The 21,398-nt window shown below is 71.0% G+C and carries 19 protein-coding genes; 10 read left to right on the forward strand and 9 right to left on the reverse strand.

What is annotated here, in order from left to right:
- Nucleotides 1-3: 3 nt before the first annotated feature.
- From AB0D34_RS01605 to AB0D34_RS01625, 5 genes are all read right to left on the reverse strand, one after another.
- A complete protein-coding gene (locus AB0D34_RS01605; RefSeq protein ID WP_362654810.1) occupies nt 4-1,446 on the reverse strand; it encodes a glyceraldehyde-3-phosphate dehydrogenase in 1,443 nt (480 codons plus the stop codon).
- Between the two features lie 76 nt (nt 1,447-1,522).
- Nucleotides 1,523-2,752 carry a DegT/DnrJ/EryC1/StrS family aminotransferase gene (locus AB0D34_RS01610; protein WP_362654813.1) on the reverse strand — a complete coding sequence of 410 codons (1,230 nt, stop codon included), beginning with the start codon at nt 2,750-2,752 and terminating at the stop codon, nt 1,523-1,525.
- 87 nt (nt 2,753-2,839) lie between these two features.
- The gene (locus AB0D34_RS01615) at nt 2,840-3,982 is read right to left on the reverse strand and encodes a GNAT family N-acetyltransferase (protein ID WP_362654816.1); all 1,143 of its coding nucleotides are present in this window, start codon (nt 3,980-3,982) and stop codon (nt 2,840-2,842) included.
- Between the two features lie 141 nt (nt 3,983-4,123).
- The gene (locus AB0D34_RS01620) at nt 4,124-4,771 is read right to left on the reverse strand and encodes a response regulator transcription factor (protein ID WP_362654819.1); all 648 of its coding nucleotides are present in this window, start codon (nt 4,769-4,771) and stop codon (nt 4,124-4,126) included.
- Nucleotides 4,768-5,982, reverse strand: a complete 1,215-nt coding sequence (locus AB0D34_RS01625; RefSeq protein WP_362654822.1) for a sensor histidine kinase — start codon at nt 5,980-5,982, stop codon at nt 4,768-4,770. The genes AB0D34_RS01620 and AB0D34_RS01625 overlap by 4 nt, the downstream gene beginning before the upstream one ends.
- A gap of 159 nt (nt 5,983-6,141) precedes the next feature.
- On the opposite strand from AB0D34_RS01625, the gene AB0D34_RS01630 reads away from it, so the two are divergent.
- From AB0D34_RS01630 to AB0D34_RS01670, 9 genes are all read left to right on the forward strand, one after another.
- A complete protein-coding gene (locus tag AB0D34_RS01630; protein WP_362654824.1) occupies nt 6,142-6,927 on the forward strand; it encodes a class I SAM-dependent methyltransferase in 786 nt (261 codons plus the stop codon).
- Between the two features lie 52 nt (nt 6,928-6,979).
- Entirely contained in the window at nt 6,980-7,597 is a 618-nt protein-coding gene (locus AB0D34_RS01635; RefSeq protein ID WP_362654827.1) for a TOPRIM nucleotidyl transferase/hydrolase domain-containing protein, read from the forward strand.
- A gap of 225 nt (nt 7,598-7,822) precedes the next feature.
- Nucleotides 7,823-8,935 (forward strand): Gfo/Idh/MocA family oxidoreductase, encoded by a 1,113-nt coding sequence (locus AB0D34_RS01640; RefSeq protein ID WP_362654830.1) that lies wholly within the window; start codon nt 7,823-7,825, stop codon nt 8,933-8,935.
- Nucleotides 8,932-9,858: a PmoA family protein gene (locus AB0D34_RS01645; protein WP_362654833.1), complete on the forward strand. Its 927-nt coding sequence runs from the start codon at nt 8,932-8,934 to the stop codon at nt 9,856-9,858. The genes AB0D34_RS01640 and AB0D34_RS01645 overlap by 4 nt, the downstream gene beginning before the upstream one ends.
- Complete coding sequence (locus AB0D34_RS01650) at nt 9,852-10,607, forward strand: cupin (protein WP_362654836.1); 756 nt, start codon at nt 9,852-9,854, stop codon at nt 10,605-10,607. The genes AB0D34_RS01645 and AB0D34_RS01650 overlap by 7 nt, the downstream gene beginning before the upstream one ends.
- 71 nt (nt 10,608-10,678) lie before the next feature.
- On the forward strand, nt 10,679-11,962 hold the full coding sequence (locus AB0D34_RS01655) for an ABC transporter substrate-binding protein (protein ID WP_362654839.1): 1,284 nt from the start codon (nt 10,679-10,681) through the stop codon (nt 11,960-11,962).
- Entirely contained in the window at nt 11,959-12,900 is a 942-nt protein-coding gene (locus tag AB0D34_RS01660) for a sugar ABC transporter permease (RefSeq protein WP_362654842.1), read from the forward strand. Before AB0D34_RS01655 ends, AB0D34_RS01660 begins: the two co-directional genes overlap by 4 nt.
- Nucleotides 12,897-13,757 (forward strand): carbohydrate ABC transporter permease, encoded by an 861-nt coding sequence (locus AB0D34_RS01665; RefSeq protein WP_362654845.1) that lies wholly within the window; start codon nt 12,897-12,899, stop codon nt 13,755-13,757. Before AB0D34_RS01660 ends, AB0D34_RS01665 begins: the two co-directional genes overlap by 4 nt.
- A complete protein-coding gene (locus AB0D34_RS01670) occupies nt 13,754-14,353 on the forward strand; it encodes a hypothetical protein (RefSeq protein ID WP_362654848.1) in 600 nt (199 codons plus the stop codon). Before AB0D34_RS01665 ends, AB0D34_RS01670 begins: the two co-directional genes overlap by 4 nt.
- Before the next feature lie 23 nt (nt 14,354-14,376).
- Here the strand turns inward: AB0D34_RS01670 and AB0D34_RS01675 are convergent, their stop codons facing one another.
- Complete coding sequence (locus tag AB0D34_RS01675) at nt 14,377-16,623, reverse strand: heavy metal translocating P-type ATPase (protein ID WP_362654851.1); 2,247 nt, start codon at nt 16,621-16,623, stop codon at nt 14,377-14,379.
- A 155-nt stretch (nt 16,624-16,778) separates the two neighbouring features.
- Here AB0D34_RS01675 and AB0D34_RS01680 point away from each other — a divergent pair, with 155 nt between their 5' ends.
- Entirely contained in the window at nt 16,779-17,723 is a 945-nt protein-coding gene (locus tag AB0D34_RS01680; RefSeq protein WP_362654854.1) for a hypothetical protein, read from the forward strand.
- Between the two features lie 2 nt (nt 17,724-17,725).
- On the opposite strand, the gene AB0D34_RS01685 is transcribed toward AB0D34_RS01680, so the two are convergent.
- From AB0D34_RS01685 to AB0D34_RS01695, 3 genes are all read right to left on the reverse strand, one after another.
- A complete protein-coding gene (locus AB0D34_RS01685) occupies nt 17,726-18,601 on the reverse strand; it encodes a PhzF family phenazine biosynthesis isomerase (RefSeq protein WP_362654856.1) in 876 nt (291 codons plus the stop codon).
- 47 nt (nt 18,602-18,648) lie between these two features.
- A complete protein-coding gene (locus tag AB0D34_RS01690) occupies nt 18,649-20,469 on the reverse strand; it encodes a glycoside hydrolase family 15 protein (RefSeq protein ID WP_362654859.1) in 1,821 nt (606 codons plus the stop codon).
- Nucleotides 20,470-20,536: 67 nt separating this feature from the next.
- Complete coding sequence (locus AB0D34_RS01695) at nt 20,537-21,316, reverse strand: DeoR/GlpR family DNA-binding transcription regulator (RefSeq protein WP_362655375.1); 780 nt, start codon at nt 21,314-21,316, stop codon at nt 20,537-20,539.
- Nucleotides 21,317-21,398: the final 82 nt, after the last annotated feature.

A 21,398-nucleotide genomic window follows, 5' to 3' on the forward strand; every position in this document is an offset into this window, starting at 1 on the left:
TGATCAGAGTGCCGACGGATACGTCGGGTACTCCACGCCCGAGACGTGCTGCACGACCCGGATCACCTGGCAGGAGTAGCCGAACTCGTTGTCGTACCAGAGGTAGAGGATCGCGTTGTCGCCGTCGACCTTCGTCGCGCCGGCGTCGATGATCGAGGCGTGCCGGGAGCCGACGAAGTCCATGGAGACCGCGTCGGGGGCGGTGGTGAAGTCGATCTGGCGCTTGAGCGGGGAGGTCAGCGACACGTCACGGAGGTAGTCCAGGACCTCCTCGCGGGTGGTCTCGCGGCCGAGGCGCAGGCTCAGGATCGCGATGGACACGTCCGGCACCGGCACCCGGATCGAGCTGCCGGTGATCGGTGCCTTGAGGTCGGGCAGCGCCTTGGCGACGGCCGAGGCGGCGCCCGTCTCCGTGATGACCATGTTGAGCGGCGCCGAACGGCCCCGTCGGTCCGCCTTGTGGTAGTTGTCCAGCAGGTTCTGGTCGTTGGTGAACGAGTGGACCGTCTCCACGTGACCGCGCAGCACGCCGTACTCGTCGGCCATCGCCTTCAGCGGCGGCACGATCGCGTTGGTGGTGCAGGACGCGCAGGACAGGATCTGCTCGTCCGGCTTGATGGTGTCGTGGTTGACGCCGTGCACGATGTTGGGGACGTCGCCCTTGCCCGGCGCGGTCAGCACCACCTTGTCGATGCCGGGGCGCAGATGCTGCGAGAGGCCCTCGCGGTCGCGCCACTTGCCGGTGTTGTCGATGAGGATGGCGTTGTTGACGCCGTACGCCGTGTAGTCGACCTCGGAGGGGTCGTTGGCGTAGATCACCTTGATGGTGTTGCCGTTGGCGATGATCGCGCTCTCGGCCTCGTCGACGGTGATCGTGCCCTGGAACTGGCCGTGGATGGAGTCCCGGCGCAGCAGCGAGGCCCGCTTGACGATGTCCTGTTCGCCGCCCCCGCGCACCACGATCGCGCGCAGGCGCAGTCCGTTGCCGGAACCGGCCTTCTCGATCAGCAGCCGGGCCACCAGACGCCCGATGCGGCCGAAGCCGTAGAGGACGACATCCCGTGGCTCACGCCGGTCGATCTTGTTGCCGCCCGTCGCGCCGGCCACGGCCTCCGCGGTGAACTCCGCCACCGACAGACCGCGGTCGTCGGCCTTGTAGATCTCCGCGAGCCGGCCGATGTCGATCTGCGAGGGGCCGAGGTCCAGCGCGGTGAGCGCCTGGACGAAGGGCAGGGTGTCGGTGACCGAGAGCTCCTCACCGGCGATCTGCCGGGCGAACCGGTGGGTCTTGAGGATGCTGACCACCGACTTGTTCACCAGGGAGCGGCTGTGCAGCAGAACCGTTACGTCCCGCTCCCTGTGCAGCCTCCCGATCATCGGGATCATCGATTCCGCGATCTCCTCGCGGTTCTTCCAGTCGGTGAACGAGTCGTCCTTGACAGTCACAGAATTCTCTTTCGAGCTAGGCGGCGCTCATATGCTAACCCCCTGATGCTTTGATCGATCATCGGGGTGGCGCAGCTCACTGCCCCAGCAACCGGGGCGATGCGGTGTCGGGGACCGGCCGCAGCAGTGAGGGGTGCGCGTCGGCCACCCGCTCCTTCGCGAACGCGGCCATGATCCTGCGAGCGAGGAGCGGATCGGCCGGGAGCGCGTGGGCCGCGAACCAGCGGGCGGGCGCCGGGTCGGGGGAGGGCTCGACGAACTCCGCGCCCGCGTAGTCGTCCAGCGGCGGGTCGTAGATGTAGCCCGAGACCACGTCGTGCCGCACCAGCCGCCGCACGAGATCGTCCCGGTCGTGGACCAGGAGCGGCACCCGGAAGAGCGGCAGGGGGCCGTCGTGGGCGGTACGGTCGCGCAGCGCCGGAGTGGCCCAGGGCGTCCCCGCGAGGAGGGAGACCCCGGCCCGGCGCCGGGCGAGGTCCTCGTCGAGACGGGCCAGGCGCAGCCTCAGCTGGCCGCGGACCAGTGAACCGTGCCGGGAGCGGTAACCGTGCAGGTCGACGCGGACCCACCGCTCGTACGCCGCGAGACTCGGCGCCTCCCTCGCGGACGCCGTGAGCCGCGAGGCGTGCAGCGCCATCCGGAACGCGTCGCGCTCCAGCAGTCCGAGGCCCTCCATCGTCCGCCACACCGGTCGCACCAGACGCAGGGTGCGGATCGTCGACCTGGCCAGCGGGCGCAGTGTCGTGGCGAGGTCCTCGCGCAGCCGGCCCGGGGTGAGCAGATCGTCCCGCAGCACCTCCAGCTCCCGTCGGGAGCGCGCGTCCTCGACGGCGAGGAAACCGCCCGCCATCCCCGCAACGTGCTTGGACAGGCTGAACACCGCCGCCTTGCCGAAGGTCCCGACCGGCTGCCCGTCCACATGGCTGCCGATGGCGTGCGCCGCGTCCTCGAACAGCGGGATCCCCAACTGCGCGCAGCGGCGGCGCAGTTCGAGGACCCGGTCGGGCACCCCGTACAGGTTGGTGGTCAGGACGGCGTCCACACCGCGCCAGGTCGACTCCGGTACCGCGGCCGGGTCGATGTTGCCGTCCCACACGGACACCGGGGCCTGCACCGGGCGCAGCCCGGCCGCAAGGACCACGAACAGGATCACGTCGTCGTTCACCGGGGACATCAGCACCCGCGCGCCCGGCCGGCACCAGCGCCTGAGCGCCAGATACAGGGCCAGTCGGGCCGAGGGTGTGTAGACGCATTCGCGTCCCAGTCGCTGGGTCATCGTCGCGGCCAGCCGCGAGCCGTACGGCATCGGCACCCCTCGTGTCGATGGGCGGGGAGAACGGCACGTTCGTGTCCCCCGCGGCGAGCCGAGGGGGCGCTGTGGGTGAACCGGCGTTCAGCTCGCCATCGGGCCCGCTCTGTCGGAGTCCGAGTGCTGCCCGGACGTGCGCAGGGTGCCGACGGTCTTCAGGAGCCGGTCGGCGGGCTCGCGCAGGGCGGGGTGGGCGTTGACCGTGTTGCGCAGGCCCCGCACCGGGCGGCGCCACAGGCTGTGGGCCGTCGCGACCGGGTGCGGACGGGTGGCGAATCCTTCCGCCACGCGCAGCTCACGGGTCTTGAGCCGGTCCTTCCACTCCTTGTCGCCCCGCCCCATGTCCATGAGCCGCGCCCCGCGCCGGCCCGCCGCCTCCGCCATCCGCAGGTGCATGACCAGGCCGGGGGAGTAGTAGCGCAGCTCGGGGTCGTACGCGGTGAACCAGGGCGCGAACACGGTGCGGGAGAGCGGCCCGAAATGGGCGGCCACCGGCCGGTCCCCGGCGTACACCACCGACAGGACCCCGGTGAAGTGCTCCTCGCGGACCTGGAACAGGTCCTCCACCAGCTCCACGATCCAGGGCCGCGCGAACCGGTCCATCCGGCCTGTCCTGCGGTACTGGGCGGACTTCCAGCGCATCAGCGTGCGCAGCGCCCCCGGGTCGCGTTCGTCGAACACGAAGCGCATCTCGCCCAGGTCGCGCCCGAGCCGGCGTTCCTTCTTGAGCGTCGTCTTGGCGAGTCCCGGGTACGCGCCGCGCAGCCACTCCGGGTAACTGTCGCTGCCGACCTTCAGATCGATCACCGGTGAGGCGAAGGTCCCCGTGACATACGGGGCGAAGGGCCTCTGCTCCTCGACGAGGTGGTCGAACTCGAACACCGAGAGCCGGCAGGCCCTGAGCAGCGCACGGGTGTCCCAGGTGAACCCCGGGCGGTGCACGAGCCCCTGGCAGTCGGAGAGCCCGAGCCCGATGGCCCGGCCGACGCCGAAGGAGTTGCGTTCGTACGGGAGGAAGCCCACGGCCTCGCCGCGCTGGTGCAGCACCGCCACCCGGGCGGTGCCGCGGCGATGTCTGCCGATGCCGGCCGCGAACTCGGGTGCCAGGAACGGGTTGGCGTACTCGGGTGATTCGTCCATCGCCCGGTGCCAGGCCCCCCGCAGCGAGGCACCGAGCTCCTCGGGTCTGTGGATGGTGATGTCCGTGTCACTGCTCATCGATCGCATGGGCGACCGCACCCCCCAATTCCCCCATTGCCGATCGAACGGTCGGCAAGGATCAAACGTCGCGAAACAGTACGCACGCTGTCAAGGGTGCCTGCTGTAACGGAACGACGCCGAACGGATACCCATGGTTCCCGCGGGCGGTCACGACAACAGCCGCCGTTCCTTGGCGACGGCCACCGCACCCGCCCGGGTGTCGACCCCCAACTTGCCGTAGATCCGGCCCAGATGGGTCTTGACGGTGGCCTCGCTGATGAACAGCGCCCGGGCGATCTCCCGGTTGCCGAGACCGCGGGCCAGCTGCGCGAGGATCTCCTGCTCCCGGGCGGACAGGGTGGGGAGAGGGCTGCGCAGCCGGGTCAGCAGCCGGTCGGCCACCGGCGCGGAGAGCGTGCCGCGGCCGGACGCGGCATCGCGGATGGCCGTGAACAACTCCTCGGGCTGCTCGGCCTTCAGGAGGTAGCCGGTGGCACCCGCCTCGATGGCGCGGGTGATGTCGGCGTCGGTGTCGAACATGGTCAGCACCAGCACGCGAGGGCCGCGCTCACCCCGGCCGGTGAGCTCCCGAGTGGCTGTCACTCCGTCCATGCCGCCGTCGAGTTGGAGATCCATCAGCACGACGTCGGGGCTCAGATGGGCCGTCATCGCGAGCGCCTCCTCACCGGTTGCCGCCTCCCCGACCACGTCGATGCCGTCCGCGCTGGAGAGCAGGGCGCGCAGACCGGCCCGTACGACGGCATGGTCGTCGCAGAGCAGCAGCCGGACGGGGGAGGAGGGGGCGGTCGTACTCACAGGGCGGGCTCCTTGATCACGAGCGGGACGGCGACCGACACCACGGTGCCCTCGCCCGGCGTCGACTCCACGGTGAGGGCGCCGCCGGCCTGGCTGGCCCGGATCCGCATGGCGGGGAGCCCGTGCCCGCGCGGCGACGACGGCGACGGGGGGTGCGCCAGGCCCCGTCCGTTGTCGGCGACGTCCAGCGAGACCTGGTCGTCAAGCCAGGTCAGTGTGAGCGCGGCCCGGGTCGCCGCCGCGTGCTCGCGTACGTTGGCCAGCGCGCCCTGAGCGATCCGCAGCAGCGCCGCCGCGACCCGCTCCGGCAGCGGGCCCGGTTCCCCGTCGAGCCGGAACTCCACGGTCAGCCCCGGACCGCTCTCGCGCCGGGCCAGGTCCCCGAGCGCCTCCGTCAGGGAACGCTCCGCGAGATCGGCCGGAGCCAGGTCGTGCACGAAGCGACGGGCCTCGGCGAGGCTGTGCGAGGTGATCTCCGCCGCCGCCCGGACATGTCCCCGGGCCGCCTCCTCGTCCGTGCCCCACGTCCGCTCGGCGGCCTGGAGCAGCATCCGCTGGCTGGACAGCCCCTGCGCGAGGGTGTCGTGGATCTCCGCGGACAGCCGCTGGCGCTCGGCCAGCACCCCGGCCCGCCGTTCGGTGGCGGCGAGTTCGCTCCGGGTGCGCATCAGGTCCTCGATCAGTACGCGCTGGCGGGCGCCCTGCCGTTGCAGATGCACCAGTACGGCGGTGGCGACCGCGGCGACGGCCGGCGGGGCCACGACCATGTTCGGGTTGAGCGGCCCGTCCGCCACCCGTATCTCCGACACGACGACGAGTGCCGTGAGCAGGGCCGCCGCCGGTACCGCGATCCTCGGCGGCAGGGCGTGCAGCCCGGCGAACAGCAGGGGCATCACGCACCAGGTGGCGCTCGGCGCGAGGGCGAGCAGGACGACCCAGACGGCGGTGGCCGAGCCCAGCCAGAGCAGATGCCGCCGGGTGGGTGACAGGCCCGGCCGGGGTGGCGGGGCGAGCAGATGCCCGAGAACGTAGAGAAGACAGAAGAAGACGAACAGCGCCACCACCCAGCCGGTGCGCGCCCCACCCTGGTCGCGGGAGAGGAAGCGGGCGAACGACGAGCCCAGGAGCAGGAAGAACGCGCCGTGCACGATCGCGCCCAGCCAGCGCTCGTCCGGATCGGTGTGGTTCAAGCTCCGTTCGGTGTGGTTCATGCTCCGTGTCTAACGCGACGGACGCGGCAGCGCATCAACCGATCGGCTGACATGGCGGTCACCCGAACCTCCCCGGGGCCGAAGCCTGTTGACCGAGCCTGAGGCACCGCCGCCGCACCGAGGCTGGCAGCACAACGACGATCTCCGAAAGGTCTCAGGATGCCCGCCAAGAACCTCACCGCCAACCGCGCCGCCCTCGGCCACCGCGTCGGCTACGCCCTGCGCCACCCCGACCGGGTGCCCCGCCATCTGGCCCGCGCCGCCCGCGACCTGTGGCTCAGCCGCCGTCACTCGGACCACATCGCCTACTACCGGGCCGTGATGCGCTCCGACACCCAGGCCGATCCCGACCTGGCCGTCGGCAGCCGCAACCGGGAACGCTGGCTGACGCTCGGGGCGATGCAGTTCGACTACCTGGTCGGCCATGGTCTGCGCCCCGAGCACCGCATGCTGGAGATCGGCTGCGGCAACCTGCGCGGCGGCTGGCGGTTCATCCGCCACCTGGAGCCCGGCCACTACTACGGCGTCGACATCTCGCCCGACATCCTCTTCGCCGCACAGGACACGATCGTGGAGATGGGCCTGGAGAAGCGGTTGCCGACGCTGACGCCGGTCCGCGACCTGACCTTGCGCTTCCTGCCGGACGCCCACTTCGACGTCGTCCACGCGCACAGCGTCTTCTCGCACTCGCCGCTCCCGGTGATCGAGGAGTGCCTGGCCCATGTCGGCCGGGTGCTCGCTCCCGGCGGCTGGTTCGACTTCACGTTCGACCGCACCGAGGGCGAGGAACACCATGTGCTCCGGGAGGACTTCTACTACCGGGTCGAGACGCTCGTCGCCCTCGCCGAGCGGCACGGCCTGCGGGCCCGGTTCATGGACGACTGGGAGCAGCTCCCGCACGGCCAGTCCAAGATCCGGGTGACGCACGGGGAGACGAGCCGGTGAGCCCGGCGGAAATTGCCTACCGTCGGGGCGGGTGAGGGCACAGACTCGTGCCATGGCTGACATGGGGGAGTTCCGGGACGCGGTCACGGCGTGGGCGGCCGGTGGCCCGGAGGGCCCCGCACGCGAGCTGGCCGCACGGCTGTCCGTCGGGACCGTCGTCCTGCTCGAAGGGCCGAGCGACGTGGCAGCGGTCGACGCGCTGGCCGCGAGCCGGGGCCGGGACCTGGCCGTCGAGGGGCTCTGCGTCCTGGCGATGGGCGGGGCGATGAGTGTCGGCCGCTTCGCCGGTCTGCTCGGCCCGTCGGGCCTGGGCCTGCGCCTGACAGGTCTGTGCGACGAGCGGGAGCGGCCCTTCTACGCCCGGGGCTGGGAGCGGGCCGGCGCGGCACCGCACGGGTACTTCGTCTGCGCGGCGGACCTGGAGGACGAACTCATCCGCGCGCTGGGCGTGGAACGGGTGACGGAACTCGTGCGCGAGCAGGGCGACGATCGGCCTCTGCGGACCTTCCTGTCCCAGCCCGCCCAGCGGGGTCGCACCGCCCAGCAGCAGTTGCGGCGCTTTTTCGGTACGAAGAAAGGGCGCAAGATCCACTACGGACGGGTCCTCGTCGAGGCCCTCGACCCCGACCGCGTTCCCGCCCCGCTCGACGACCTGTTCGCCGCTCTCTGACCGGGAGCCTCTCGCGCACCTGGGCGCCGGAGGAAGCGGGCGGAGGTGAGGGCGGTCGCATTACTTGCGTCAGGCAAGTGAACGAGTGGTACGCGTGGCGTGTTCACCGATATCACGGCACGGGGTCTTGTTAGGACAATCGCCTGGGATCTAGGGTCACTCCGGGGAGCAAGCGCTTTCCCCGCACGTCAGCGTCCTTTTGCCGGGACGCCCGAGGAGGACCGTATGCCCCGTCCAGCCCGCCGCCGCGCAGCCGTGGTCGGTACCGGCGCCATCGTCAGCGGCAGCCACCTGCCCGCGCTCAGGGCCCACGCCGAGCGCGTGGATCTGGTCGCCGCCGTGGACGTGGACCAGGGCAGACTCGACGCCTTCCAGGAGCTCGCCGGCGACGGGGTCGCCGGGTACACCTCGATGGACGAGATGCTGGACGCCGTACGACCCGACCTGGTCCTCATCGGCACCCCGCCCTCGCTGCACCGGGAGCAGACGGTGGCCGCGCTCAAGGCGGGTGCCTGGGTGCTGTGCGAGAAGCCGCTGACGCTGTCGCTCGCCGAGTACGACGAGATCGCGGCGGCCGAGGAGGCCTCCGGCGCCTACGCCTCCGTGGTCTTCCAGCACCGCTACGGCTCCGGCGCCGTCCACGCGCGCGAGCTCATCACGAGCGGCGAGCTCGGCGCCCCCCGGGTCGCGCACTGCCAGACCACCTGGCACCGGGACGCCGCCTACTACGCCGTACCGTGGCGCGGGACCTGGGCCAGCGAGGGCGGCGGCCCCACCATGGGCCACGGCATCCACCAGTACGACCTCCTCCTGCACCTGCTCGGCCCGTGGGCGGAGATCCGCGCCATGGCGGCCCGGCTGGTCCACGACACCGAGAGCGAGGACGTCTCCACCGCCCTCGTCCGCTTCGAGAGCGGGGCCCTCGCCACCGTCGTCAACAGCGTGCTGTCACCCGACGAGGTGAGTCGCATCCGCATCGACTGCGCCGACGCGACCGTCGAACTCACCCACCTGTACGGCCACCGCAACGAGGACTGGACCTACACGCCCGCCCCCCACGTGGGCGCCGAACGCACCGACGCCTGGCGCACGCCCGCCTCCGACGTGCCCAGCTCGCACGCGGCCCAGCTCGGCACGCTCCTCGACGCGTACGACAACGGTGTCAGGCCTCCGGGCAGCGGCACCGACGCGCGTGCCACCCTCGAGTTCGCCGCCGCGCTCTACAAGTCGGCGTTCACGGGGCAGCCCGTGCACGCGGGCGAGATCGCGCCCGGTGACCCCTTCTACCCGGCCATGCACGGAGACCACCCCCACTGGGCCCCCAAGGAGCGCGCATGAGCATCCGCGTCAGCCACGTCCACGGCGAACACATCGCCGTCGAGGCGGCGAACGGCACGGAGATCCTCCGCTACGTCTACCGACCCGACCCGGAGGCCTTCGAGGCGAAGAAGCCCTACGCCCACCCGGTGCGCACCCTCGCCGGGAACACGGTGACCGGCTACCGGCCCAACGACCACCGCTGGCACAAGGGCCTGCAGATGACGGCCAGCCATCTGTCCGGGCAGAACTTCTGGGGCGGCAACTGCTATGTCCACGGGCAGGGTTACCTGCCCCTGCCGGAGCGTGTCGGTTCGATGCGGCACGACGGTTTCCCGGCGCTGGAGATCGAGGACGACCGGCTCACCCTCACCGAGGAGCTCACCTGGGTGGAGAACGGCGGCACCGAGTGGGCGCGCGAGGTCCGCGGCATCACCGTCCACTCGGTGGACGAGGAGTCCGGATCCTGGGCCCTCGACTGGTCGATCCGCCTGACCAACACCCGCGACGAGCCCCTCTCCTTCGGCTCCCCGACCACCGCGGGCCGGGAGATGGCCGGCTACACCGGACTCCAGTGGCGCGGCCCCCGCGACTTCACCGGCGGCACGGTCTTCGCCCCGGGCTCCGACGCCGACGCGGACAAGCTGATGGGCAGCCAGGGTCCCTGGCTCGCCATCACCACCGAGCACGACGACGTGGACGCCCACTCCACGCTCGTCTTCGCGCACGCCCCCGAGAACCTTGACGCGCAGACCGCGATCCACGAGTCGCACTGGTTCGTGCGCTCCGAGCCGTTCCCGACGGTCGCGTTCTCCTGGGCGTTCTTCGAGGAGTTCGAGCTGCTGCCGGGGGAGTCCTTCGAGTACCGCTACCGGCTGGTGGTGGCCGACGGGGCCTGGGACGCCGAACGGGTCGGTGAGCACCTGGAGGGGCTGCCGTGGTGAGCGGGCCGCAGCTTTCGGGGTTTCCGCACCCGCTGCCCGGCGCCGTGGGCCTGTCCCACCTGAGCGCCTACGACTGGGAGGCCGCCGACGGCGTCTGCGGCGGCAGCCCGCATCTGCACCTGGTGTGCACCGAGGCGTACGTCGTCACGGGCGGCCGGGGCGCGGTGCAGACGCTGAGTCCCGACGGCTACCGGGAGATCCCCCTGGAGCCGGGCTCGATCGCCTGGTTCACCCCGGGCACCGTGCACCGCATGGTCCAGGGCGGCGACCTGCGGATCACCGTGCTCATGCAGAACAGCGGCCTGCCCGAGGCCGGGGACGCCGTCTTCACCTTCCCTCCGGAGGTCCTCGCCGACCCCTCGCGGTACGCCGAGGCCGCGCAGCTCCCGCCCGGCACGGGTCCGGAGACGGCCGCGGCCGCCCGAAAGCGCCGGGACCTGGCCGTCGAGGGCTATCTCGGTCTGCGCGAGGCCCTGGCCGCCGGGGACAACGCCCCGTACCTGGAGTTCCAGCGGGCCGCCGCCCGCCTCGTGCGGGCGAAGGTGCCCGACTGGCGCGAGCTGTGGCAGGCCGGCGCGCTGGCCACCGCCGAGCGCACCGGCGCCCAGCTCGACGCGCTGGCGGCCGGGGAGCCGTCGTATCTCGGCGAGGCGACCGCGTACGAGGCCGCACCCACCCGGCTCGGCGGCTTCGGGATGTGCGGCCGCCGGGACGAGTACAACCTGCCGGGGACGACACTGCCCGAGTAACACGGTTTGTTCTGGGGGGAGTTCCGAGGGGGGCCGTAGAAAGTCCGAGGAAGGGAAGAGGTGACCTCGGCATGCCCGGACACAGGACAAAGGGGTTCTGCGCTTCGGCGGTCGCACTCGCGCTCTGCGCGCTGGCGGCCGCTTGCGGGGGATCCGGGGAGTCGGTCGGCGGCGGAAAGGTCGTGCTGCGCTACACGTGGTGGGGCAACCCCGACCGCGCGGAACGCACCGAGCAGGCCGTCGCCCTGTTCGAGAAACAGCACCCGAACATCCAGGTGCAGACGTCGTTCTCGGGTTACGACGCCTACAAGCAGAAGCTCGCCGTCCAGGCCACGGGCGGCGACGCACCCGACGTGATGCAGCTCGACTACCGCCAGATCGACCAGTACGCGTCCGGCGGGGTCCTGCTCGACCTGGCGAAGCAGAAGGCCGTGCTCCGCACCTCCGAGATCGACTCCGGACTGCTCGCCACCGGCCGGGTGGACGGCACCCAGTACGCCATCCCGCAGGGCCGGGGCACCGAGACCGTCGTCTACGACGTCAAGACCTGGAAGGACTCGCGAGTTCCGCTCCCCGAGCAGGGATGGACCTGGGACGACTGGGCCGACGCTGTGCGCGCGCTCAAGCAGAAGACCGGCGAACCGGGCGCCACCGATCCCGGGTGGAGCGAGGACGCCTTCGAGGTCTGGCTGCGCGGACAGGACAAGGCCCTCTACACCAAGAGCGGGGGACTGGGCTTCACCGCCGACGACCTCACCAAGTGGTGGACCTTCACGGACAAGTTGAGGCGTGCGGGCGCGGTTTCCCCGGCCGAGCAGACCACCCAGCTCGACGGCTCGGTCGAGAACACCCCGCTGGGCCGCGGCAAAGCGGTCTCCGACACCAACTGGGACGCTCCGTCCAGCGGTTACCTCGCCCTCATCCCGACCGGGATCGCGCTGGCACCCATGCCGTCCGGCTCCGACGGCACGCCCGGCCAGTACTTCAAGCCGTCCATGTTCCTCGGCGTCTCCGCCGACTCAGGCCACGCCAAGGAGGCGGCCCAGCTCGTCGACTTCCTCCTCAACGACCAGGCCGCGGCGAAGATCCTCGGCGCCACCCGGGGCATCCCCGTCAACGAGTCCATCCGGAAGGAGACCGCGCCGCTCCTGAAGGACTTCGACGAGACGGTGGCCGACTACCAGGCCTCCCTGGAAGGGAAGTTGAAGGACCCGCCGCAGGCCCCGCCCTCCGGCGACAACGCCCTCCAGTCCACCTTCCAGCGCGACTACGACCAGGTCTCCTACGAGCGCATGTCGCCCCGCGAGGCCGCCGAGAACTACGTCACCGAGGCGAAGGCGGAGCTGAGGTCATGACCACCACCACCGCGATCCCGACGGGTGGGAAACGCGCCACCGCCGCCACCTCGAAGCGCAGCCCCAAGCGCGAACGCCAGGGCGCAGCCTGGGTGTTCCTCTCCCCGTGGGTCCTCGGCGCGATCGTGCTGACCCTGCTGCCGATGGCCGTCTCGCTGTACCTGTCCTTCACCGACTACAACCTCTTCGACCCGCCCCACTGGGTGGGCTTGCGCAACTACACGCAGATGTTCACCGAGGACCCGCGCTACTGGCGTTCGGTCACGACGACCCTCCTGTACGTCGTCATAGCCGTCCCCTTGCAACTGGCGCTGGCCCTGGTCGTCGCGCTCGCCCTGAAGTCCATGAAGCACGGCAAGGCCTTCTACCGCTCCGCGTTCTACGCTCCCTCGCTGCTCGGCGCCTCCATGTCGATCGCGCTGGTCTGGCGGGCGGTCTTCAACGACGGCGGCACGGTGGACAACCTGTTCGGCACCGGTGGCTGGGTGAACAAGCCGGGCTGGGCGCTGCTGGCCGTCGCGCTGCTGACGGTGTGGCAGTTCGGGGCACCGATGGTGATCTTCCTCGCGGGCCTGCAACAGATACCCGCCGAGCTGTACGAGGCGGCGGCCGTCGACGGGGCCGGTCGGTGGCGGCAGTTCCTGTCCGTCACCGTTCCCATGCTGTCCCCGGTCCTCTTCTTCAACCTGGTTCTGCAGACCATCCAGGCCTTCCAGGTCTTCACGCCCGCCTTCGCGGTGAGCGCGGGCAAGGGCGGTCCCGCGGACTCCACCCTCGTCTACACGATGTACCTCTACGACCGGGGCTTCGTCGCCTCCCACATGGGCTACGCCTCCGCGATGGCCTGGGTGCTGCTCCTGGTCATCGGCGTCGTCACGGCGGTGCTGTTCCGTACCTCGCGTTCCTGGGTCTTCTACGCGTCCGAGGGGGACCGATGACCACAACCGCCGTTGTTCGCAAGCCCGTTCGCTGGGGCCGGGTCGCCCTGCACCTCGGCTGTCTGGCCGCCCTGCTCGTGATGCTGTACCCGCTGGCCTGGCTCCTCGCCACCTCGCTCAAGCCCGCCGACGAGGTCATCGCCAGCCTCGACCTCCTGCCGAGCCATCTGGAGTGGTCCAACTACGAGACCGCCTTCGAGGGTGTCAACGACGTCTCCATCTGGCGGCTGCTGTCCAACTCCCTGCTGATCGCGGGCGGCGCGGTCCTCGGCAACGTCATCAGCTGCTCGCTGGCCGCCTACGCCTTCGCCCGTCTGCGGTTCCGCTTCCGCGGCCCGATGTTCGCCTTCATGATCGCCACGATCATGCTGCCGCACCACGCGATCCTGATCCCGCAGTACATCATCTTCAACAAGCTCGGCCTGGTGAACACCTACTGGCCGCTGATCCTGCCCAAGTTCCTGGCCACGGAGGCGTTCTTCGTCTTCCTCATCGTGCAGTTCATGCGCGGCCTGCCGCGCGAGCTGGAGGAGGCCGCCCGCATCGACGGCTGCGGGCCCTTCCGCAGCTTCTTCCAGATCGTGCTGCCGCTGACCAGGCCCGCGCTGATCACCACGGCGATCTTCACCTTCATCTGGACCTGGAACGACTTCTTCACCCAGCTCATCTACCTCTTCGACCCCGACAAGTTCACGCTCACGCTCGCCCTCAGGTCGTTCGTGGACGCTTCCAGCCAGTCGGCGTTCGGCCCGATGTTCGCGATGTCGGTGATCGCCCTGCTGCCGATCGTGCTGTTCTTCCTGGCCTTCCAGCGGTTCCTGGTGGAGGGCATGGCCAGTTCGGGACTCAAGGGATGAGTGACATGCGTGCTCGTGAGCCCGGTGAGGTCTTCGGACCCCGGATGACCCTGTTCGCCGACATGCTGAGCGTCGGCCTGGCAACGGCCCTGGTGTGCCTCCCGGTTGTGACGGCCCCGGCCGCGCTGTCGACCGCGTGCGCGGTCCTGCGGGGCGCGGGGGAGGGCCAACCCGCTACCGCCGGACGGTACTTCGCGTTGCTACGGCGACGGCTGCGGGCCGGAGACCTGGCGGCGGGCGCCGTGGCCCTCGCCGGTGGTCTGCTGTTCCTGGCGGACCTGGCGCTCGCCGGCGCCGGGCTGCCGGGGGCGCCCCTGTTCGCGGTGGTGGCCGCCGGAATCGGTGCGGCCGCCCTTGTCGTGGGCCTGCGGGCCTGCGCCCGCCCGGAGTCGCTCACCGACTGGCCGGCCGCCGTGCGGGAAGCCGGCCAGGACGCGGTGCGGGACGTCGGCGGGAGCGTGCTGGTGCTGCTCGCCGTGGCCACGGCGGCTCTGTGCGCGTGGATGCTGGTGCCGCTGGCCTTCCTGGTGCCCGGGCCGCTGGCGCTGGCGCTGACGGCCGTCCACGTCCGGCTGACGGACCATCAGAGTGCCTGAGGTGTACGGCGACGGTCACGAAGTCAGCGTGCCGCCTTGAAGGACCGCAACCGCAGCGAGTTGCCGACCACGAACACCGAGGAGAACGCCATCGCCGCTCCCGCGAGCATCGGGTTGAGCAGTCCGGCCGCCGCCAGCGGCAGGGCCGCCACGTTGTAGGCGAAGGCCCAGAACAGGTTGGAGCGGATCGTGCCCAGGGTCCGGCGGGCGAGCCTGACGGCGTCCGCCGCGGCCCGTAGGTCGCCTCGGACCAGGGTCAGGTCGCCCGCCTCGATCGCCGCGTCCGTGCCGGTGCCCATCGCCAGGCCCAGGTCGGCCTGGGCCAGCGCGGCCGCGTCGTTGACACCGTCGCCGACCATCGCGACCGAACGGCCCTCTGTCTGAAGGCGCTTGACTACGTCGACCTTGTCCTGGGGCAGCACCTCGGCGATCACGTGCGCGGCGTCGATACCGACGTGGCGGGCCACGGACTCGGCCACGGCCCGGTTGTCGCCGGTCAGCAGGATCGGGGTGAGCCCGAGGGCGCGCAGCCGGGTGATCGCCTCGCGGCTCGTGTCCTTGACCGCGTCGGCGACCTCCAGGACGGCCCGTGCCTCGCCGTCCCAGGCGACGGCGATCACCGTACGGCCCGCCGACTCCGCCGCGGCCTTCACGAGCCGGAGCTCCTCGGGCAGCTCCATCGCCCACTCCTTGAGCAGACGCTCGCGCCCGACGAGCACCGCGTGGCCGTCGACGATGCCCTGCACACCGAGCCCCGGCACGTTCGCGAAGTCCTCCGGTGTGGGGAGGGGGCCCAGTTTCTCCATCGCCCCCTCGGCCACCGCGCGGGCGACGGGGTGCTCCGACGCGTGCTCCAAAGCGCCCGCCAGCCGCAGGACTTCGGCCTCGTCGGTGCCGTAGGCCGCGTGCACGGCCAGCAGGTTCATCCGGCCGGTCGTGACCGTGCCGGTCTTGTCCAGGACCACGGTGTCGACCTTGCGCGTGGACTCCAGGACTTCCGGACCCTTGATCAGGACGCCGAGCTGGGCACCGCGTCCGGTACCCACCAGGAGCGCGGTCGGGGTGGCGAGGCCCAGGGCGCACGGGCAGGCGATGATCAGTACCGCGACGGCGGCGGTGAACGCGGCCGCCGTACCGGCGCCGTTGCCGAGCCAGAAGCCCAGGGTGCCGAGCGCGAGGGCGATGACAATCGGCACGAACACCGCGGAGATCCGGTCCGCGAGCCGCTGGGCGGCCGCCTTGCCGTTCTGCGCGTCCTCGACCAGCTTGGCCATCCTGGCCAGTTGCGTGTCCGCGCCGACCCGGGTCGCCTCGACGACGAGCCGTCCGCCCGCGTTGACGGTGGCGCCGGTGACGGCGTCGCCGGGGGTGACCTCCACCGGCACCGATTCACCGGTGAGCATGGAGGCGTCCACGGCGGACGAGCCCTCGACTACGCTCCCGTCGGTGGCGATCTTCTCGCCGGGACGCACGACGAAGCGGTCACCGACCTTCAACTCGGTGACCGGGACGGTCTGTTCGTGACCGTCCGCGTGCAGCACGGTGACGTCCTTCGCACCCAGCTCCAGCAGCGCCTTGAGGGCCGCGCCGGCCTTGCGCTTGGAACGGGCCTCGAAGTACCGCCCGGCCAGGATGAACGCGGTGACTCCGGCCGCGGCCTCCAGATAGAGGTTCCCGGTGCCGTCACCGCGGGCGATCGTCAGCTCGAAGGGGTGCTTCATGCCCGGCGTGCCCGCGGTCCCGAGGAACAGGGCCCACAGCGACCAGCCGAAGGCGGCCGTCGTACCGACGGAGATCAGCGTGTCCATGGTGGCCGCGCCGTGCCGGGCATTGGTGAACGCCGCCTTGTGGAAGGGCCAGCCGGCGTACGTCACCACAGGCGCCGCCAGCGTCAGCGACAGCCACTGCCAGTACTCGAACTGCAGCGCGGGGATCATCGCCATCGCCACCACCGGGACCGCGAGCACCACGGCGGTCACCAACCGCTCGCGCAGGGACCGCAGTTCGTCGGGCTCCGCTTCGTCAGGGGCGTCAGTCCGCTCCGGTGGTGCCGGTTCCCGGGCCGTGTACCCGGTCTTCTCCACGGTCGCTATCAGGTCCTGGACCGAGACGCCGGCGTCATAGGTGACCTTGGCCTTCTCGGTGGCGTAGTTGACGGTCGCGGTGACCCCGTCCATCCGGTTGAGCTTCTTCTCGATGCGCGCCGCGCAGGAGGCGCAGGTCATACCGCCGATGGCGAGCTCTGTCTCGGCTGCTGCGGTGGTGGTCATCGCCACTCCTCCGGAGTACGGGGTGGGGGTATGGTTGGTCGCGCCTCCTGTATACCCCTGGAGGGTATCCAAAGCAAGCGGGGTATGCCGGTTGACTTGATACCCCCTAGGGGTATGGTGAGGTGCATCGAGAACCCATACCGGAGGTGCCGACCATGCACGCAGGCCTGAAGATCACCGCATTCGCCGCCGCTCTCGCCGCCACGTTCGGCACCGCCTACGGCGTGGGTCAGGGTGTCGGCCCCGTGGTCGAGGAGAAGACGCCCGCACGCCATGACGCCCACGCGGACGACAGCACCCCAGGGCAGGAGTCACCCCCGGCGGGCGGACTCCAGATCTCCGAGAGCGGCTACACCCTCGACCTCCGCACGCCCCGCCTCACGGCAGGCCGTACCGCCGACCTGCGGTTCGCCATCCGGGACGACGACGGCCGCGCGATCACCGCCTACCGGCGGGAGCACGACAAGGAACTCCACCTGATCGTGGCCTCCCGTGACCTGAACACCTACCGCCATCTGCACCCCACCCGGGCCGCCGACGGAACCTGGAGCATCCCGGTGTCGCTGCCCCGCGCGGGCGACTACCGGGTCTTCGCCGACTTCACCCCCGAGAAGAAGGGCGCGGCGAATCTCACCCTCGGCGCGGATCTGGCCGTCTCGGGCACCTACGCGCCGCGGAACCTGCCGACGCCGAACGCCACCGCCACGACCGGCGGCTACGAGGTGAAGCTCGGCGGAGCCCTGCGCCCCGGCGCCGCCCGCGAACTGAAGCTCACGGTCTCCCGAGCCGGCAAGCCGGTCACCGACCTCCAGCCCTACCTCGGCGCCTACGGCCACCTGGTCGCGCTGCGCTCCGGCGACCTCGCCTACCTCCACGTCCACCCGGGCGGCGAGCCCGGCGACGGCACGACCCGGCCCGGCCCGGACATCTCGTTCACGGCCACGGCGCCCAGCAGTGGCACCTACCGGCTCTTCCTCGACTTCAAGCACGAGGGCAAGGTGCACACCGCCGCGTTCACGGTCCGGGCGGGAGGAGCGGCAGCGGCGGGTGGGACCGCCGAAGAGGCTCCCCACGAGTCCTCCGGCGCGCACGGCCACTGACCTCAGCCGATGCGGGCCCCCGCGCCGCTCACCCGGACCCGCGGGTCGCCCGCGCGCAGGGTCACCGTGAGCTCGCCGGGGCGGCCCAGGTCCTCGCCCTGGCGCAGGGTGAGGACGGCGTCCTCGGGGACCAGGCCCAGCTCACGGGCGTAGGCGCCGAACGCGGCGGCCGCGGCGCCCGTCGCCGGGTCCTCGACGACACCGCCGACGGGGAACGGGTCCCGGACATGGAAGGCTCCGGCCGACTCCCGCCACACCAGCTGGACCGTGGTCAGGTCGAGCCGGTGCATCAGGGCTTCGAGACGGGCGAAGTCGTACGCCAGCTCCGAGAGGCGGGCCCGGGTGGCCGCCGCCAGCACGAGATGGCGGGCGCCGGCGAACGCGATCCGGGGCGGGAACGCCGGGTCGAGATCGGTGGCCGGCCAGTCCAGCGCGGCGAGCGCCTCGGCGAGGTCGGCGTCGGCGACCCCTTCGACGTGCGGCTCGACGCTGGTGAGCGTGGCCCTGACTGTCCCGCCTTCCTCGGCCACCATCACCGGCACGGTCCCGGCGGGCGTCGCGAACACCAGCTCCCCGGGCCCGATCCGCTCGGCGAGGGCGACCGCGGCCGCGACGGTCGCGTGGCCGCAGAACGGCACCTCGGCCTTGGGGCTGAAGTACCGGATGGTGAACACCCGTCCCTCCGGTCCGTCGAGCCCCTCCGGCGGGGCGGTCAGGAACGCGGACTCCGAGTAACCGAGCTCTGCCGCGACGGCCAGCATGCCGTCGTCGTCCATGCCGCTGGCGTCGAGGACGACCCCGGCGGGGTTTCCGCCCTCCGGGCTGGTGGAGAAGGCGGTGTATCGCAGGACCTCGGGGCGCGGCGCGTTCGTCGTCATGCTGACGGCAACAGGGGACGGCACCAGGCATATTCCGGCCGGGGTGCTCAGCCCAGGGCCCGGTCCAGGTTGAACGCGGCGCTGATCAGGGCGAGATGGGTGAACGCCTGCGGGAAGTTGCCCTGTTGCTCACCGGTGTTGCTGATCTCCTCGGCGTACAGGCCCAGATGGTTGGCGTAGGTGAGCATCTTCTCGAAGGCCAGGCGCGCCTCGTCGATCCGCCCGGCATGCACCATGGCCTCCACGTACCAGAACGAGCAGATCGAGAAGGTGCCCTCGTCGCCGCGCAGTCCGTCGGGGCTCGCCATCGGGTCGTAGCGGTAGACAAGTGAGTCCGACACCAGCTCCTCGGTCAACGCGTCCAGCGTGGAAAGCCACTTGGGGTCGGTCGGCGCGATGAACTTCGTCAGCGGCATCATCAGGACGGCCGCGTCGAGCACGTCCCCGTCCTCGTGCTGGACGAACGCCTGCCGGGCCTCCGACCAGCCGCGCTTCATGATCCGCCGGTAGATCGTGTCGCGGCACTCCCGCCAGCGGTTCAGGTCGCCGGGCAGGCCGCGCCGGTTCGCCATGCGGATCGCCCGCTCGATCGCCACCCAGCACATCAGCCGTGAGTACAGGAAGTTCTTGCGGCCGCCGCGGGTCTCCCAGATGCCCTCGTCGGGCTGGTCCCAGTGCGCGCACACCCACTCCACCAGTGTGCACACGTCGTCCCACTGGCCGCTGGAGATGGGCTTGGCCCACTTGTCGTAGAGGTAGATCGAGTCGATCAGCGCGCCGTAGATGTCGAGTTGGAGCTGGTCGGCTGCGGCGTTGCCGACCCGGACCGGCGCCGAGCCCTGATGCCCTTCCAGGTGGCCGAGTTCACGCTCCGTCAGATCGGTGCGGCCGTCGATGCCGTACATGATCTGGAGCGGTCCCGAGGGGCCGTGGCCCTCCGGACTGACATGCCGGATCAGGAAGTCCATGAACTGCTCGGCCTCGCTGGTGAACCCGAGACGCAGCAGCGCGTACACGCAGAAGGCGGCGTCCCGCACCCACACGTACCGGTAGTCCCAGTTGCGCTCGCCGCCGAGCTGCTCCGGCAGGCTCGTCGTCGGCGCGGCCACGATGGCGCCGGTGGGCGCGTACGTGAGGAGTTTGAGGGTGAGGGCGGAGCGGTGCACCATCTCCCGCCAGCGGCCGCGGTACTTGGAGGCGGACAGCCAGTGCCGCCAGTAGGCGACCGTGCTGTTGAACTGCTCCTCGGCCTCGGTGCGCGCGCACCGGCGCGGGGTCACCTCGCCGCCGACCTGGTCGAGCGCGAACACCGCCGACTCGCCCTCGGAGAGCTTGAAGTCGGCCCGTACGTCCGGGCCTTCGGTCTCCAACGGCACAGTCGCGGTCAGTCCCAGCGACAGCTTCGGGGACTCGAAGACCGCGACGTCCCCGACCATGCGCAGGGTGTGCGGCTGGGCGCCGTAGTCGAAGCGCGGAGCGACCCGGGTGCGGAACGGGATCGAGCCGCGTACACACACCACCCGGCGGATCAGCCGGTGCCGCTCGGTCTCCACCGTGTCCCCGTCGACCGGCATGAAGTCCTGGACCTCGCCCACGCCGTCCTCGGTGTAGAACCGGGTGATCAGGACGTTGGTGTCGGGGAAGTAGAACTGCTTGGTCCGGGCCGGCACGGCCGCCGCCAGCTCGAAGCGGCCGCCGCGCTCCGCGTCCAGGATCGACGCGAAGACGCTCGGCGCGTCGAAGGACGGGCAGCAGTACCAGTCGATGGTGCCGTCGGTCCCGACCAGCGCCACACTGCGCAGATCGCCGATCAGACCGTGCTCGGCGATCGGCAGATAGCCGGTGTCGTTCCCAGGTGATCCGCTCATCGCAGCCTCCTGCGGATCAGCCTAAGCAGGATCGACCGCGGGTGTCCTGGGAACGGCCACCCGGCGTTCAGACGGTGAGGACCCGCATCCCGGCCTCCTCGAACCGTCGGACGGTGTCCGGCGCCGCCGCAGAGTCCGTGACCAGCGTGTCGATCTTCTCGGCCCCGCAGATCCGGGCGAACGCCCGCTGCCCCAGCTTGCTGGAGTCCGCGGCGACGACCACCCGCGCGGCCCGCTCGCACAGCAGCCGGTTGATCGCGGCCTCCGCCTCGTCATGGGCCGCGGCACCATGGGTCACGTCCAGGGCGACGACACCGAGCACCGCCACATCGAGGGTGATCTGACTCAGCACGCCGTCCGCGAGCGGCCCGATGAGCTCGTACGACTGCGGCCGCGCGACCCCGCCGGTCAGCACGATCTTGAACTGGGGGCGTACGGCCAGCTCATTGGCGATGTTGAGCGCGTTGGTGACGATGGTGAGCACGGGGGAGCCGCTGGAGAGATCCCCGCGTACGGCGAGCGCCCTCGCGACCTCGGTGGTGGTCGTGCCGCCGGTCAGTCCCACGGCCTCACCGGGCGCGATCAGCTCCCCGACCGCCTTGGCGATGCGCTGCTTCTCGGAGGCGTGGCGGGCCGTCTTGTACCTGAGCGGCAGTTCGTACGACACCCCGTGCACGACCGCCCCGCCCCGGGTGCGTACCAGCATCTGCTGCTCGGCCAGCTGGTCGAGGTCACGGCGGATCGTCGCGGCAGATACCTCCAGCTCGACGGCCGCCTCCTCGACGTCCAGCCGTCCCCGCTCGACGAGCAGCTCCAGCAGCGCCTTCCAACGGGCGTCGCGAGACATCTGCACCCTCCGTTCCTTCCACCTCCCGGCGACCTTAGCGCACTGTTCCTGCACTCGAATGCTTGATTGTGCTCGAAAACCC

This window comes from Streptomyces sp. NPDC048420, assembly GCF_040651535.1.
GTDB lineage: Bacteria > Actinomycetota > Actinomycetes > Streptomycetales > Streptomycetaceae > Streptomyces.